Origin of the sequence: uncultured Maricaulis sp. (assembly GCF_963975345.1) — a bacterium.
Classification (GTDB): Bacteria; Pseudomonadota; Alphaproteobacteria; order Caulobacterales; family Maricaulaceae; genus Maricaulis.
Map to the genome: position 1 here is coordinate 216,042 of NZ_CAXBGE010000002.1, position 14,663 is coordinate 230,704.

At 62.4% G+C, this 14,663-nt stretch carries 9 protein-coding genes; 4 read left to right on the top strand and 5 right to left on the bottom strand.

Annotated elements, in window-relative coordinates:
- The first annotated feature begins 2 nt into the window (after positions 1–2).
- The 3 genes from AAC029_RS02680 to AAC029_RS02690 all read left to right on the top strand — a co-directional run bounded on the left by AAC029_RS02680 (position 3) and on the right by AAC029_RS02690 (position 6,127).
- Positions 3–4,058: a translocation/assembly module TamB domain-containing protein gene (locus AAC029_RS02680; protein ID WP_339743673.1), complete on the top strand. Its 4,056-nt coding sequence runs from the start codon at positions 3–5 to the stop codon at positions 4,056–4,058.
- A gap of 133 nt (positions 4,059–4,191) precedes the next feature.
- Complete coding sequence (locus AAC029_RS02685; RefSeq protein WP_339743674.1) at positions 4,192–5,160, top strand: mechanosensitive ion channel domain-containing protein; 969 nt, start codon at positions 4,192–4,194, stop codon at positions 5,158–5,160.
- The gene (locus AAC029_RS02690; protein ID WP_339743676.1) at positions 5,150–6,127 is read left to right on the top strand and encodes a zinc transporter ZntB; all 978 of its coding nucleotides are present in this window, start codon (positions 5,150–5,152) and stop codon (positions 6,125–6,127) included. Before AAC029_RS02685 ends, AAC029_RS02690 begins: the two co-directional genes overlap by 11 nt.
- A gap of 33 nt (positions 6,128–6,160) precedes the next feature.
- Here the strand turns inward: AAC029_RS02690 and AAC029_RS02695 are convergent, their stop codons facing one another.
- From AAC029_RS02695 to AAC029_RS02710, 4 genes are all read right to left on the bottom strand, one after another.
- Positions 6,161–7,123: an alpha/beta hydrolase gene (locus AAC029_RS02695; RefSeq protein WP_339743678.1), complete on the bottom strand. Its 963-nt coding sequence runs from the start codon at positions 7,121–7,123 to the stop codon at positions 6,161–6,163.
- Complete coding sequence (locus AAC029_RS02700; protein WP_339743680.1) at positions 7,120–7,962, bottom strand: SDR family NAD(P)-dependent oxidoreductase; 843 nt, start codon at positions 7,960–7,962, stop codon at positions 7,120–7,122. The genes AAC029_RS02695 and AAC029_RS02700 overlap by 4 nt, the downstream gene beginning before the upstream one ends.
- Positions 7,963–8,089: 127 nt before the next feature.
- Positions 8,090–11,281, bottom strand: coding sequence for a multidrug efflux RND transporter permease subunit (locus AAC029_RS02705; protein WP_339743682.1), 3,192 nt, complete (start codon positions 11,279–11,281; stop codon positions 8,090–8,092).
- A 42-nt stretch (positions 11,282–11,323) separates the two neighbouring features.
- Positions 11,324–12,511 (bottom strand): efflux RND transporter periplasmic adaptor subunit, encoded by a 1,188-nt coding sequence (locus tag AAC029_RS02710; RefSeq protein ID WP_339743684.1) that lies wholly within the window; start codon positions 12,509–12,511, stop codon positions 11,324–11,326.
- Between the two features lie 130 nt (positions 12,512–12,641).
- On the opposite strand from AAC029_RS02710, the gene AAC029_RS02715 reads away from it, so the two are divergent.
- Positions 12,642–13,208: a TetR family transcriptional regulator gene (locus tag AAC029_RS02715; RefSeq protein WP_339743686.1), complete on the top strand. Its 567-nt coding sequence runs from the start codon at positions 12,642–12,644 to the stop codon at positions 13,206–13,208.
- Positions 13,209–13,226: 18 nt separating this feature from the next.
- On the opposite strand, the gene mgtE is transcribed toward AAC029_RS02715, so the two are convergent.
- Positions 13,227–14,606 carry a magnesium transporter gene (gene mgtE, locus AAC029_RS02720; protein ID WP_339743688.1) on the bottom strand — a complete coding sequence of 460 codons (1,380 nt, stop codon included), beginning with the start codon at positions 14,604–14,606 and terminating at the stop codon, positions 13,227–13,229.
- Positions 14,607–14,663 lie beyond the last annotated feature (57 nt).

Below are 14,663 nucleotides of genomic sequence, written 5' to 3' on the forward strand. Positions count from 1 at the left end.
CGATGGCGAAACCCTTTCCCTGGCGCGGCATATTACAAGCCCTGGCAATCACCGCCGGTCTGTTCCTGATTCTCGTGTTCGGCGGCATCGTCGCGCTCAGCAACGGGCCGGGGCGGTGGCTGGTGAACGCCTTCGTCGATGGGCGTGACATTGATCATATCGGACGCGTCCGGGTTGAAGGGGTTCACGGTGACCTCTTGTCCGATTTCAGCATTGATCGCATCACCCTGTCCGATGCCTCCGGGGTCTGGCTGGAAGCCGAGTCGATCGCGGTCAATTGGCGGCCACGCTCACTGGCGAACGGCCCGATCAGGATCAGCCTGGTTTCGGTTGAGCGCGTCACCATCGCCCGAACACCTGATCTGCCCGATGACGCCAACACGCCTCAAGGCGGCGGCAACCTGCCCGACCTTATCCTGACCGAAGCGCGGATCGACCGGCTCGAACTTGCCGAGGGCATCGCCGGTCCGGCCGCGAGCCTGCAAGCGCACGGCAATTTGCGGCTGCAGACCGGTGCGCCGGGGCAGGCGGCGATTTCAATCACCCGTCTGGATGCGCCGGGCGATGCGATTGACGGCCAGTTCGATATTCTCGCCGATGGTGGCATTACCGGCCATTTCACCGCGTCGGGCGCGCCGGGCGGCACGCTGGCAACGCTGGTGCAAATGCCCGACGAGCAGATCGAGGTCGCGGCCGAAATCTCCGGCAACACGGCGTCAGGCACGGGCCATTTCAGTGTCCAGCTGACCGGTCGTGATCTGGCCAGTGGCCAGCTCAGCTGGGCCGATAATCGCTGGCAGATCGACAGCGCCGTGGAGCCGGGCAATTGGACCGGCCTGCCGGAAACTGTCGCGCCAATCCTGTCGCACGGCGAGGTCAGCGCCAACGGCGCGATCAGGGCCTTCAGCGTCCAGAGCGCACGGCTGCACGCCGACACGCTCGATGTTGAGCTCAGCCGCAATGCGGCACAGAACTGGAATCTGACGCTGCAAACGCGCGGGCAGGCGCTGGCGCAATTGTCCGGCGGCGAGGTCAGCGCCGGAGCACTGAATTTCCAGGGCCGGCTCGACGGGAGTGAGGGCTACGGCCTCGACGGCCAACTCGATATTGATCAACTGGCCGCTGGCGAGACCCGGATCGGCGCCGTCGCCGGGCCGGTGCAACTGAATTATAATTCCGGACAACTGGTCATCGCGGCGCAACTCACCCTGTCGGATCCGGAACTGGGCGAGAGCGTCCTCAATGAATTGCTCGGCGAGCGGGCCAGCCTGACGCTTGATCTGACCGCCGACCTTGAACAGGACCGCTACCAGCTCACCAGCTCGCAACTGGTTGGTGCCCATGTCTCCATCGATGCCGACGGGATATTCGCGCCCGGCAGCGACGAGCTTGCTCTCAACGCCCGCGCCGCGCTGGATGATATTGCCCGTCTGACCGATCACGCCAGCGGCCCGGTCACCGCCGTCATCACCACGACCGGCGCGAACGAGATCGCCTTGGAGATTGACGGCAGCGCCATTGACACCGATGCCCGCCTCGCGCCGCTGATCGAGGCCTTGCGCGTCACGGCAACGCTGCGGCTGGAAGACGGCGGCTGGCGCGTCCCCGCGCTGTCGGTGCGCTCGACACAATTGTCGCTGGAGGCACAAGCCCAGGGCAGCTCCGGTAGCGACTGGCAAGCGAGCGGCGACCTGGCATTCTCCGGAACGCTCGAAGGCGTCGCCCTGAGCTTTGCCGGCGGCTTGGCGACCGGTTTCGAACTGACTTCAACCGATGGCCTGATCACCGCTCACACCGTGACGGCTACCGAGGCAATCCTGGTCGGCGATACCCGCTTCAACGTCCCCAGACTGGCGCTGAACGCCGAATATGACGACGGCAATCTTTCCGCCGACTGGACGCTGGCTGGCCGTTATGAGACGCGCGAACTGGTGCTGGCCGGCGCGGCCGAGCAACACGGCGCCAACTGGACTGTCGCCGTACGCGACAGCCAGTTTGGACCCTCGGTGATCCAGGCGGACGCCCGCATCGAGCAGGACAGATTGCATTTCAGCCTGCTGGCGGGAACCCAGGCGCGCTGGTCGCTCACGCTGGACTATGACGCTGCGCTCGATGCTCTGCTGGACGGCGAATTCGATGCCCGGCTCGGAGCAAGAGACGTGGTCTCCGGCTCGGTCATTGTGTCCGACGCGCAGGTCTCCCTGAGCGGACCGATGTCTGGGCTAGCGCTGGACGCTGAACTTTCTGGCCTCGCCGGCGTGCCGTTCGATCTCAATGCCACCGGGACAATCGGCTGGACCGAAACAGGCCTGCGCGCCGAATTGAGCCCGGCGGGACATCTCGGCGCCAATGCCTGGCAGACGGTCGAGCCGATCCTGGCCGTGATTGAGGGTGCAAACCGCGCGCTGGGCGGACGGATTACCTTCGGCGGCGGGGAGCTCGGCGCGCACTGGCAGGAGAGCCTGGATCAGGCTCAACTCGACGTTCAAATCGAGCGCCTGCCTGTCGACCTGCTGGTCGATCTGGCCGGACTGCCCGAAGTGGACGGCATGATCAACGGCAATGCCGCGTTGCAACAGACCGGCGGCATCTGGCGCGGTAGCGCCGAGCTTGTCGCCAGCGGCCTGACCGCCGCTTCGCTGTCGGACGCTCCGGATTTGCAGATCGAAAACCGCCTCACCTTGGGCGATGATGCGCAGATTGAAACCCTCGCCACCGGTGGCGGATTGAGCGCCCGCGCCTTCCTGACACGGTCGGGGGTTACGTCCGATCTACTTGCGGTTCTAAATGGACCCGAGGCCGTCATCGCGGGCGGCATCGAGGCCAGTGGTGAAATCCAGTCGCTGACCTCCCTGCTTTTGCCGATCGGGACATCGCTGGCGGGCGGTGCCGATATTGACCTGGCGATTTCGGGAACCCGCGGCGCGCCTGAAATCGACGGTCCGGTGGCCTTGCATGATGGCCGCTTCAGCGCTGCCGACACCGGCACGGATATTGTCGACATTCAGATGCTGGCGCATTTGCACAATAGCCAGGTTGAGTTGGAGAGCTTCACCGCCGGTGACGGCTCGACAGGCGAGATGCACGCCACCGCCGCTGGCGTCATCACGGCCCAGGGTCCACGCGGCCAAGCCGAGTTCAATTTCGAGAATTTCACCGCCGCCCGGCGACCCGATCTGACGGCGCGCGTGACGGGCCAAACCCGCTTGACGATGGATGAGAACGGCCTGCTCGTGGCTGGAGAAACCCGGCTCGACCGCGTTTATGCCCTGCCACCAGCCAATGGTACCGCTGCAATCCCGGAGATCGAGGTGATCGAGCTCAATCTGCCGAAAAACCAGATCCGCGCCTCGCGCCCTCGATTGCCGATCCGGCTGGACTACCGGGTCTATGCCACCGACCAGATTTATTTCAACTCGTCCAACTTCAACACCGAATGGCGTGCCGATATCCGCATTACCGGCCAAGCGAAAAAGCCGACCCTGACCGGCACCGCCGACCTGGTGCGCGGTTCAGCCACAGTCTTCGGTCGACGCTTCACCCTGCAGCAGGGCGGGGTCCTGTTCAACGGTCCGCCAACGGCCGCTCGCCTGTCCTTGCTGGCCCATTATGAGCGCGAGGGTTTCCAGGCCGATGTCACGATCGCCGGCCCACTAATGTCGCCGAGCGTGACCCTGACCAGCGTCCCGACCCTGCCGGACGACGAGATCATTGCCCGCCTGCTGTTCGACCGCTCGGCCAGCGAACTTGGGCCCTTCGAGGCGGCCCAACTGGCGGCGCAACTCTCCGGCCAGGACATGTTCGGCTTCATCGATCGCTTTCGCGGCCTGGTCGGTGTCGACCGGCTCGATATCGGGGCCAATGCCGATGGCAGCCTGACCGTCACCAGCGGACGGCGCTTCGGCAATGATTTCTATGTCGAGGTTGAAAGCGCCGGTGCCGCAGCGCTCAGCACGGCGCGGGTCGAATGGACGTTGACGCCCCAGCTCAGCATTCTCTCGCGCCTCAGCGGCGACACCACAGCCTCGGTATCGATCCGTTGGCGCCGGGATTATTGAGCCACAGGCCGTCCCGGTCCGACAGTCGCCTTGCACCACCAGTCATGGCAGAGTAGGCAGCGAGAATTCGATCCGGCAGCTTCGCCGGTCCCGGAACGGGCAGTAGGACGGTTGAGCAGGCATGGGCGATTTCTTGAAACATATCATCAAACCCAACGGGCCCTGGGCCCGCTGGCTGATTTTCATCACCCTGCTCGCGATCACCACCGCCGGCGTGACCGGCAATCTCGACGCTGTACGCACATATCTCAATACCGAGGCGCTGACCTTCACCGCCGGCAGCTTCCGGGTCAGCGCCTATGACGTCCTGCGTGCGCTCGTATTGTTGGTTCTGGTCTTCTGGATCACGGCGGCGGTCGCCAGCGCCGTGCAATACCGCGTGCGCCGGCTCGAAAGGTTGCACCCCACCACCCGAACCCTGGTTTCGAAAATCCTCCAGATCGCAATCTATGTGGTCGCCGTCCTGATCTCGATGGACCTGCTTGGTCTCAGCCTGACGACCCTGACTGTTTTCAGCGGCGCCGTCGGCATCGGCATTGGCTTGGGCCTGCAAAACATCGCCTCGAACTTCATTTCCGGCCTGATCCTGCTTCTGGAACGCTCGGTTGATATCGACGATCTGATCGAATTGCCCGACGGGGTGACCGGTTTCGTGCGCAAATCGAGCGCGCGCTACACTTTGCTGGAAACCTTCGACGGCAAGGAAGTGTTGGTTCCGAACGAGGATTTCATCACCAGCCGGGTGACCAACTGGACGCTTTCAACCAGCAAGGGCCGCGTCGAAATCAATGTCGGCATCGCCTATGGCAGTGACCTGGAGCTGGCTCACAGCCTGATCATGCAAGCGGCAACCGAACACGCGATGTGCCTCGAAACCCCCGCACCACAATGCTTTCTGCGAAACTTCGGCGACAGCTCGATCGACTTCACCCTGTTGTTCTGGATCGAGGATGTCATGGTTGGCCGCTGGAAGCCGAAGAGCGATGTGATGTTCGCGATCTGGCACAAATTCCGCGATAACGGCATCGAGATCCCCTTCCCGCAGCGCGATCTCCATATCAAGAATGCCGCCGCTCTGAAGGAGGCGATCAATGCCCAATGAATTTGGCATTCTTCATGCCTGCTCGATCAAGGGCGACGGCCATGGCGATGTCCTGACTGGCGACGACGTATCCCGCCTGATCAAGGACGAGGCGCTGGCCTGGGTCCATCTCGACGCAACCCATCCCGGCGCGCGCGACTGGCTGGAACGCGAGATTTCCTATCTCGACCCGATCATCATCAACGCCTTGTTGGCCGACGAAACCCGGCCGCGCATGGTGATGTTCGAGCAGGGCGCGCTGATGATCCTGCGCGGTGTCAATCTCAATGAGGACGCCCAGCCGGAAGACATGGTCTCGATCCGGCTCTGGATCGATGGTTCGCGTATCATCAGCCTGCGTCGCCGCCGGCTCAAGGCGGTCACCGATTTGCGTGAACGCCTCGCTGAAGGCACCGGTCCGAAGAATTCTGCGGACTTCATCGCCATGCTGACCGCGCGCCTGTTCGAGCGCATGGAACCCGTGCTGACTGAGCTCGACGAAAATCTCGACGATGCCGAGGAAGAGGTGATGGAATCACCAACCCCCGCCTCCCGGCAGGCGATCAACGCCCTGCGCAAACAGGCGATCATGTTTCGCCGCTATATCGCTCCCCAGCGCGATGTGATCGCGCATTTGCGCGCGTCGGAACTGCCCTGGCTCGACGCCATGAACAAACGGCGCCTGCAGGAAAATCTCGATATGGTGATCCGCTATATCGAAGATCTCGACACGATTCGCGAGCGGGCCCAGATCGTCAAGGAAGAGCTGGCCAACGCCCTGGCTGACCGCATGAACAAAAATCTCTACGTTCTGTCGGTGATCGCCGCGATCTTCCTGCCGCTCGGCTTCCTGACGGGCCTGCTTGGGATTAATGTCGGCGGCATTCCCGGCTCCGACAACGTAAGCGCCTTCTGGTTCTTCGTCGCGCTTCTGTTCGGCGTTTGCGGCATCCAGATCGCGACCTTCAAATACCTGAAATGGATCTGACGTCGCGGCGCCGAGCGAAGATGACGTCAGGGATCAGCCGAAACTTTTCGCTGCCATCCGCCGGATGAAGGCTTCGGTTTCGTCCGGCATAGAAATCTGGACCATGTGGCCAATGCCCGGCAGGACCTCCTCGTCGAGTTGCGGGATTGCCGCGCGCAGGGCGTCGAGATTGGCGCTCGCGTCGAGGATCCGGTCGGCATCGCCATACAACACACCGACCGGCATTTTCAGCTCTGAAAAACGAGCCGTCACATTGGCCATATCGGTGCCGACCGCCACATAATCCGTCGAAGCCGCCACAAAGGCGCGCGGCCGCAAACCGAGCAGGCCGCCACCACGAAGCCGGAAATCGGCGGGCGGCTTGTTGGGCCCGAAAATGAAGCGAAGTGTTGCGTCGCCCTTGCGGATCGACATCGGAACCGCGAGCGTTTCGCCGATCAGCCGCCGCACGACCGGGTTGGCAATCTTCAGCGGATCGAAAGCCTTGGCGCCCTCCTCCGGAAGAACAGCGAGAGGAGCAATTAACGCCAGACCACTGATAGCATTGGGATAGGCTAATGCGAGTGCAAGCGCCACAGCACCGCCAAGTGAATGGCCGACGATGAGGGGTTTCTCGATTCCCCGGGCTTCCAGCATTTCCGCGATCATCCGCGCCTGCTCCGGAATGCGGGCCTGTTCATCGCTATCGCGCTGCGAATACCCGCTGCCAGGCCGGTCCAGGGCTATCACCCGGAAATCGCCTTTCAAGGCATCCGTTGTCGCATAGGTGAAGTTCTGCAAATGCCCACCAAGCCCATGAATCATAACAATTGGTTGACCCTGCCCCTGGTCAAGGAAATGGATTTTCCCACCCTTCACCGTCGCAATGTCACCAATCTGGGGGATGGCAATCTCGGCCTTGCGCGCCACCATGTGTGACCAGATTTGCAGCCCGATCATGAGCGCAAGCGCGACCAGGACCAGCAGGCCGACTATCGTCAAAACTGTTGAAATCATGACGGTTTCCCTTGTGGTTCCGGGCTCGTTTTACGACCGATCAGGCTCCAATAATGCGCCGGAAACAGGCGCTCCACCCAGGCCATAAGATGCGCATCACGCCCAACCAGTACCCGCGGACGGCGTCGGGCGACAGCGCGGAGAATAATTTCAGCCGCGCACTCCGGTGGCATTACCAGAAGTTTTTCAAACGCCTCCAGCCCCTTGGCGAGCTCTTCCGGGTCCGCGCCGGCGGCATGACGGGCATTTCTGGCGATCGCCGTCTTGATGCCGCCGGGATGAACCGTCGTGACACCGATCGAACTGCCGGCCAGTTCGTGACGCAAGGCGTCAGAGAAGCCCCGCACGGCAAATTTGCTGGCGCTATACGCCGTCTGGCCCGCCGGTGCGACCAGACCGAACAGGCTGGAAATATTGGTGATATGGGCCTGACTCGCTTCATGCAACATCGGCATGAAAGCCCGGGTCATACGAACGACGCCCCAGAAATTGATCGACATCAGCCAGTCGAAATCGGCCTCAGACACATCTTCAAACTTACCGCCAAGCGCAACGCCGGCATTGTTGAACAACAGGCCCGCCCCGCCATGCGCAAGCCGGACAGCTTCGGGAAAGACCTCAATGGCTTGCCGGTCAGAAACATCAAGCTGATGCAGGCTGACCCGATCCGCCGCGATGCCGATTGATGCCGCGACCCGGTCCAAACCGTCCCGGTCGATATCCGCCAGCGCCAGGCGGCAGCCACGCGCGGCCAGGCCGTGGGCGAGAGCGGCACCGATGCCGCTCGCCGCACCAGTGACAACCGCCGTGCGGTCAACGAAATCGAACTGGGCGGGCATGGGCACTCCTGAACTCTGGCCGTTCTCGAACCGGATAGATGGTGCGAATACTTGCGCAAGTATGCGTCAACGCCAAGCTACAAAAGCGCTAAATCACATATTTCCGATGTTCGGTATGGTGAGCAGTTCAGGATGTGGCGTCGCCTTCTTGCCCCTTCCCGATGTCCGGCTTGGGCAGCCGCGCTGAGACCCAACGCCCGATGACGTAGAATACCGGGGTGAAGATCAGCCCGAAAATCGTCACGCCAATCATGCCCGAGAACACCGCAACGCCGAGCGCTTGGCGCATCTCGGCGCCGGCCCCGTGGGCGAAGGCCAGGGGCGTAACGCCAAGGATGAAAGCCAAGGCCGTCATCAGGATCGGACGCAGCCGAAGCCGTGCCGACATCTCGGCGGCCTCACCGGGGGAGACGTGCTCACCCTCTTCGGCCTGCTTGGCGAATTCCACCAACAGGATCGCGTTCTTCGCCGCCAGAGCGATCAGGACGATCAAGCCGACCTGGGTCAGGATGTTATTGTCCATCCCGGCCAGATTGATTCCGATCATCGCCGCGAGAATACACATCGGCACGATGAAGATCACCGCCCAAGGCAAGGTGAAGGCCTCGTACTGGGCTGCCAGGACAAGGAAAACGAACACCACAGCGAGCGAGAACACCATCAGACCGGAATTGCCGGCAGCCTTCTCCTGATAGGCCAGTTCGGTCCATTCATAACCGAAGCCGGCTGGCAGAACGGCGTCGGCGATTTCTTCCATCGCCGCCAGCGACTGGCTGGTCGACATGCCCGGCGGGGTGCTGCCCTGAACCTCGACGGACGGGAAGATATTATGCCGGACAACCCGAACCGGACCGGAATCCGGGCTCACGGTCGCTACCGCCGAGATCGGCACCATCTCGCCGCTCGATGAGCGCACCTGCAGACGACCGATATCGGCAACATCATTGCGGAAGGGCGCATCGGCCTGGGCCATGACCCGGAAGGTGCGGCCAAGGAAGTTGAAATCATTCACATAACTGCCGCCAAGATAGATTCCCAGCGTCTGGTAGACGGCGGCCGGGTCGACCCCGATACGCTGGGCCCGGTCGCGATCGACATCAACACGAATGCGCGGTGAGCCGGTATTGAAGCTCGTATAGACGCGCGACACCCGCGGATCTTGGTTGGCCGCCGCAATGACCGCATTGGCGGCACCTTGCAGCGCTTCCATCCCCTGACCGGAGCGGTCCTGGACCATCAGCTTGAAGCCACCACCATTGCCCATGCCGCGCACGGCTGGCGGCGCGATGATGAAGGCAAACCCTTCCGGAATCGCTTGCCCCAGAATACCGGTGAGACGCTGTGACAGCTCGACCGCAGTCATGCCGGGCTGACCCGCACGCTCTTCATAGGGCGCCAGCTTGATAAACATCGTCGCCGCGTTCGAGGCCATCGAGAAACTCGACCCGTCCAGACCCACCAGGGCCGCAAGCGTGTCGACGCCGTCGGTGGCGAGCAGCACATCCTGGGCCCGCCGCACGACCTCATCGGTACGCGCCAGCGAAGCGCCGGGTGGCAGCTGGATGACGCCGATCAGTGATCCCTGATCCTGTTCGGGGATGAAGCCCGTCGGTGTCTCGGCGAGTCGCCATGCCGTTAGACCCAGCAAGCCGGCATAGACGATGAGAACGAGCGCCACTGTCCGAACGAGGCGCGCCACAGAGCGACCGTAGAAGGCGGCGAGCCGATCAAAGCCTTCATTGAATTTGCGTCCGGCAAAGCGAAGCGGCGCCATAAAGGCCACCCGTCCGGGTACACCCTCATCGCTGTGCGGCTTGAGCAGGAGCGCGCACATGGCTGGCGTCAGGGTCAGGGAAACAAATAGCGAAATCACCGCAGCCGATGCGATGGCAACGGCGAATTGCCGGTAGAATATGCCCGGAATGCCGCTGAGGAATGCGGTCGGCACAAAGACCGAGACCAGCACCAGCGTCATCGCGATCAGCGCGGCGCTGACCTCATCCATCGATTTTCGTGCCGCCACGCGCGCCGACATGCCGCTTCGCATCAGGCGTTCGACATTTTCAACCACCACGATCGCGTCATCGACCACGATCCCGACCGCGAGGACCATCGCGAACAGGGAGAGTGAATTGATGGAATAGCCCAAGGCCAGCTGGATCGCGAAGATCCCGACGATTGAGATCGGAATCGCCGCGATGGGAATCAACGCCGCGCGCCAGCTTTGCAGGAAGATGATGACGACCAGGACGACGAGGAACACAGCTTCAAGCAAGGTGGTCTGCACCGCACTCACCGACGCCTCGACGAACTCGGTCGGATTGTAGGGAATGATATAGTCCATTCCCTCAGGGAAGCTGGTCGCGGCATCCTCGATCGCTGCGAGGACACGATCAGCGGTCGCAAGCGCGTTGGCGCCAGGCTGCTGGATAATGGCCATGCCGACGCCTGAAATGCCGCCAAAATAGCCACGCACGAGATAGGATTCCGAGCCAAGCTCGACCCGGGCGATATCGCTTAATCGGGTTACGGCGCCGTCGGGGTCGCGATGCACCACGACATCGGAAAATTCCGCAGGCTCGATCAAACGGCCGCGCACCTGGACCGGCAGCTGAAAGGCCGCCGGCTGACCGTCGGTGAAGGGTGGTTGGCCGAGAATGCCGCCCGCAGCCTGGATGTTCTGGGCCCGCAGGGCATTAACGACATCGATGGCGGTCAACCCGCGCGCGCCGGCTCGGTCCGGATCGATCCAGACACGCATGGAATAGCTGCCGGCGCCGAAGATACGCACGTCGCCTACGCCGTCGAGACGCAGCATGCGGTCGCGCAGCTCCGAACTGGCATAATTGCCGAGATAGTCGGCATCGAGCGAGCCGTCTTGCGAGCGCAAGGCAAACAACATCAAAAAGCCGGTCGCCTGCGCCTGCACCGTCACACCGGTCTGGCGAACCGTCTCGGGCAATCGTGTCAGGGCGCGGTTGACGCGATTCTGAACCAGCACCTGGGCCGTATCGATATCGGTACCGGGCTCAAATGTGACCGTGACTGCCGCGCGCCCGTCTGCCGTCGATTGGGAGGCCATGTACAACATGCCCTCGACGCCATTGATCTCCTGCTCAAGCGGTGCGGCCACCTGGGCGGCGACATCCTCGGCCGTCGCGCCGGGATAAGCGGCGCTGACCGAAATGGTCGGCGGCGCGATCTCAGGGTATTGCGCCAAGGGCAATTGCGGATAGGCGAACACCCCCATCAAGGTGATGAACACCGCGAGAACCATCGCAAATATCGGGCGGTCGATGAAGAAATGTGACAGGCGCATGGGGCGAGGTCCTGAACGGATGCAAACGGGCGGGAGCGAAAATTACTGGTCGGCGGGATAGGCTGCGGAAGCGGGCTGGGCCTGGGTCAGGGCGGCCGGCGCATCACGGCCCTGCCGGACAATCTCGACCAGTTGCGGTGTGACCGGAGCGCCGGGGCGTGCGCGCATGAGTCCGCTGATGATCACCCGGTCCGTGGCTTCCAGCCCCGAAGAAATCACCTGCAAATTGCCACTGGGTGGACCAACGCTCACGAGGCGCGTTTCGACGGTGTCGGTGTCGTTGACGACATAGACAATGCGCCGCGGTCCGTCTGATAGGATGGCGGTTTGCGGTACCAAAACCGCCTCATAGAAAGCGCTGCCGCCGACGCGGGCCGAACCCAGCATGCCGGGCCGGATCAGACCGTCGGGATTGGCGACGCGCGCGCGCACCCGGATCGTACCCGAGGCCGGGTTGATACGATTGTCCGCGAACACAATTTCACCGGTGTGTCGATAATCCGGCTCGTCCTGTAGTCGGATTTCCACCCGCGACACCTGGTCGGTGCGCACACGGCGCTGATAACGCAGATAAACCGCCTCGGAGGCATCAAACTCGAAATAGAGCGGGTCGGAGCCGACAATGGTGGTGAGGATATCGCCGGAGGAATTGCCGCCGGACACCAGATTGCCCGGATCGACCAGGCGCGATGATGTCCGTCCGGCCGTCGGGGCCTTCACTTGGGTAAATTCGAGATTGAGCGCTGCGGCATCGGAATTGGCATTTGCCGACGCCACACCGGCTTCGGCCGTGCGGACGGCGGTACGGCGCTGCTCGATCGCTTCTTCGGAGATCGCCCGCGAGGAGAGCAGACGTTCGGCACGATCAAGATCGGCACGGGCCTGCACCAATTGGGCCCGGGCCTGAGCCAATTGGCCGTTCGCCGCCGCGAGAACCGCCTCAAACGGACGCGGATCAATCGTGAACAACAAATCGCCCGCCTCGACGATGGCGCCGTCCTCGAAATTGACGGTGTCGAGATAGCCGCTGACCCGGCTGCGCACATCGACATGTTCCGGCGAGTCGAAGCGACCGGTGAAGTCGTCCCAGTCGGCGACCTGCTCGACCAAGGGCAAGGCAATATCGACGGCAGGGGCGCCCTGAGGCTGCCGCGCAGCGCCATCGCCGCCACAGCTGGCCAGTACGATGGACAGGAAAAAAATCGTCAGTGGGGGGGTGAGGCGAGCCATATCGGGTCCTTGGAAAGTCGGGTAGGCGGAGCGAGGTCGACCATAAGTCATCAACCGGTGACACTCATGATCCATTTGGCTACAGTATGTCAACCGTCGATGACTAACAACGCCTGAGAGGGCCGAAAAGATGACCAAACCCGCCCGCCGCCGCAATGCCGAGGCCACACGCACCGCCATCCTTGCCGCGGCGCGGCATTGTTTTACGCGGGAAAGTTATGACCAGGTCGGCATTCGTGACATCGCGGTTGAGGCTGGAGTCGATGCAGCACTGGTGTGCCGCTATTTCGGCTCCAAGGAGGATTTGTTCGCCCAGCTTCTGCTACGCCCGGACAAGCCGCTCGAAATGATCGAGGCCGGGCGCGACGGTCTCAGCACGCGGGTTGCGGAAATGGTCGTCAACAAGGCCGGCGACCAGGAAGCGGTCGACGACCTCCTCATCATGCTGCGCTCGGCCTCCTCGAAGACGGCGGCCAATCTGGTGCGCGAAGCCATGATCAAACGCTTCGACGAGCCCGTCGCGCAATTGCTTGAGGGTGCCAAGCCGCATTTGCGGGCGCGAATGATGGGCAGTGTGATTATCGGCCTGATCGTCAGCAAGATCATCAGAGGGCCATGGGATGTCGATGAGCCGGAACAGGCCGCGTTCCAGCAACGGATCGAGGATCTCGTTCGGCTCAGCATCCAGGAGCTTTAGGGCGGCGTTGCAGCTCGGTTAGACAATCCAGGGCATGAAAGCCGAGGCGAGGCTGAGCACCAGGAAGAAGCCGGCCATGTCGGTGATAGTCGTGAGCAATGGCCCACTCGCTGCCGCCGGATCCTGACCGAAGCGTTTGAGCAGCAGCGGAACGACGCCGCCAATCGATACAGCCAGCACGGTATTGAGCGCCAGCGCAAAGCCAATCACGGCGCCGAGCACCACATTGCCCTTCCAGACCCAGGCCACCAGTCCGATCAGAATGCCGAGCACGATGCCATTGAGCACGCCGACCGAGGCTTCCTTCGCCCAGACCCGAAAGGCATCGATCGGCTTGACCAGGCCGAGCGACAATTCCCGCATCGTGACCGCCACGGCCTGATTGCCCGAACACCCGCTCATGTCCGACACCATCGGCAGGAAAATCGCGATGGCGATGATTGCCGTCAGCGTTTCCTCATAGGCCGAGATCACGCAAGCCGCGATGATGTTCAGAACGATATTGGTCGACAACCACGCCAGCCGCCGACGCGCCCGCAGGAAGGTTGGCTGCGACCGCAATTCATCACCGACCAGACCCTGCCGCTTCAGCCCGTCCGATTCGGAGCGCTCCAGCACCGCTTCGTCCATCGCCGAACGCGAGACGACACCCACCAGGCGCCCGTCGGCCTCAACGACTGGGATGCCGAGATAGCTATATTTATCGAACATATCCCGCAGATCGTCGAGCGGGGCATTCGCGTTGATCGTGACCGGCGTGCTCATGATCGCGGAGAGCTGGGCACTTCGCTTTGACGTCAGCAATGCCCGCAATGACACAACACCCACCGGCCGCTCCTCGGCGTCGAGAATATAGGGGTGCTGACCGCGATAGGGTTCGAAATCTTCCTCGTCCGAGGCCAGCCGACGCAGGATCTGACCGACCGTATCGCCCTCGTGGAAAGTAAACGCCTCGGCGATCATCAGCCCGCCGGCGGTGCCGTCATCATACGACACCAGGCGCCGGACATCGGCGGCGTCCTGCTCGTCCATCTCAGCCAGGATGGCCTCGGCATTCTCGTCGCTCAACTCGCCGATCACATCGGCCTGAACGTCGGAATCCAGCTCGTCGATGATATCGACGGCGGTCGCCAGCTCGAGCCGCTCGACCAATTCCACCGCAATTTCGTTCGGCGCTTCATTGATCAGTTCAGCAGCGGTGTCGGCATGCAGCATGCCGAAAATGCGGTCCCGCTCCTTCGGGGTGAATTGCAGGATTTCCCGCAACGCATCGCTGAGCGTCAGGTCAGCGAGTAGTGCTTCCAGCCCATCGACATCGGCGGTTTCGATCGCATCGCGTATCCGGTCGTGAATATCGGCGACATCGTCGAATTCAGGCTGTGGGTTGGTCTGCGACAACGGACGCCCTCCGGTTCAGCGGGTAGGAAGAATGCGATAAGTACGAATTTGGCATAA

Bases quoted from the DNA above. Each gene is read 5' to 3' on its own strand.
- AAC029_RS02680 (WP_339743673.1), top strand. From the start codon at position 3: ATGGCGAAACCCTTTCCCTGGCGCGGCATATTACAAGCCCTGGCAATC.
- AAC029_RS02690 (WP_339743676.1), top strand. From the start codon at position 5,150: ATGCCCAATGAATTTGGCATTCTTCATGCCTGCTCGATCAAGGGCGAC.
- AAC029_RS02695 (WP_339743678.1), bottom strand. From the start codon at position 7,123: ATGATTTCAACAGTTTTGACGATAGTCGGCCTGCTGGTCCTGGTCGCG.
- AAC029_RS02700 (WP_339743680.1), bottom strand. From the start codon at position 7,962: ATGCCCGCCCAGTTCGATTTCGTTGACCGCACGGCGGTTGTCACTGGT.
- AAC029_RS02705 (WP_339743682.1), bottom strand. From the start codon at position 11,281: ATGCGCCTGTCACATTTCTTCATCGACCGCCCGATATTTGCGATGGTT.
- AAC029_RS02710 (WP_339743684.1), bottom strand. From the start codon at position 12,511: ATGGCTCGCCTCACCCCCCCACTGACGATTTTTTTCCTGTCCATCGTA.
- AAC029_RS02715 (WP_339743686.1), top strand. From the start codon at position 12,642: ATGACCAAACCCGCCCGCCGCCGCAATGCCGAGGCCACACGCACCGCC.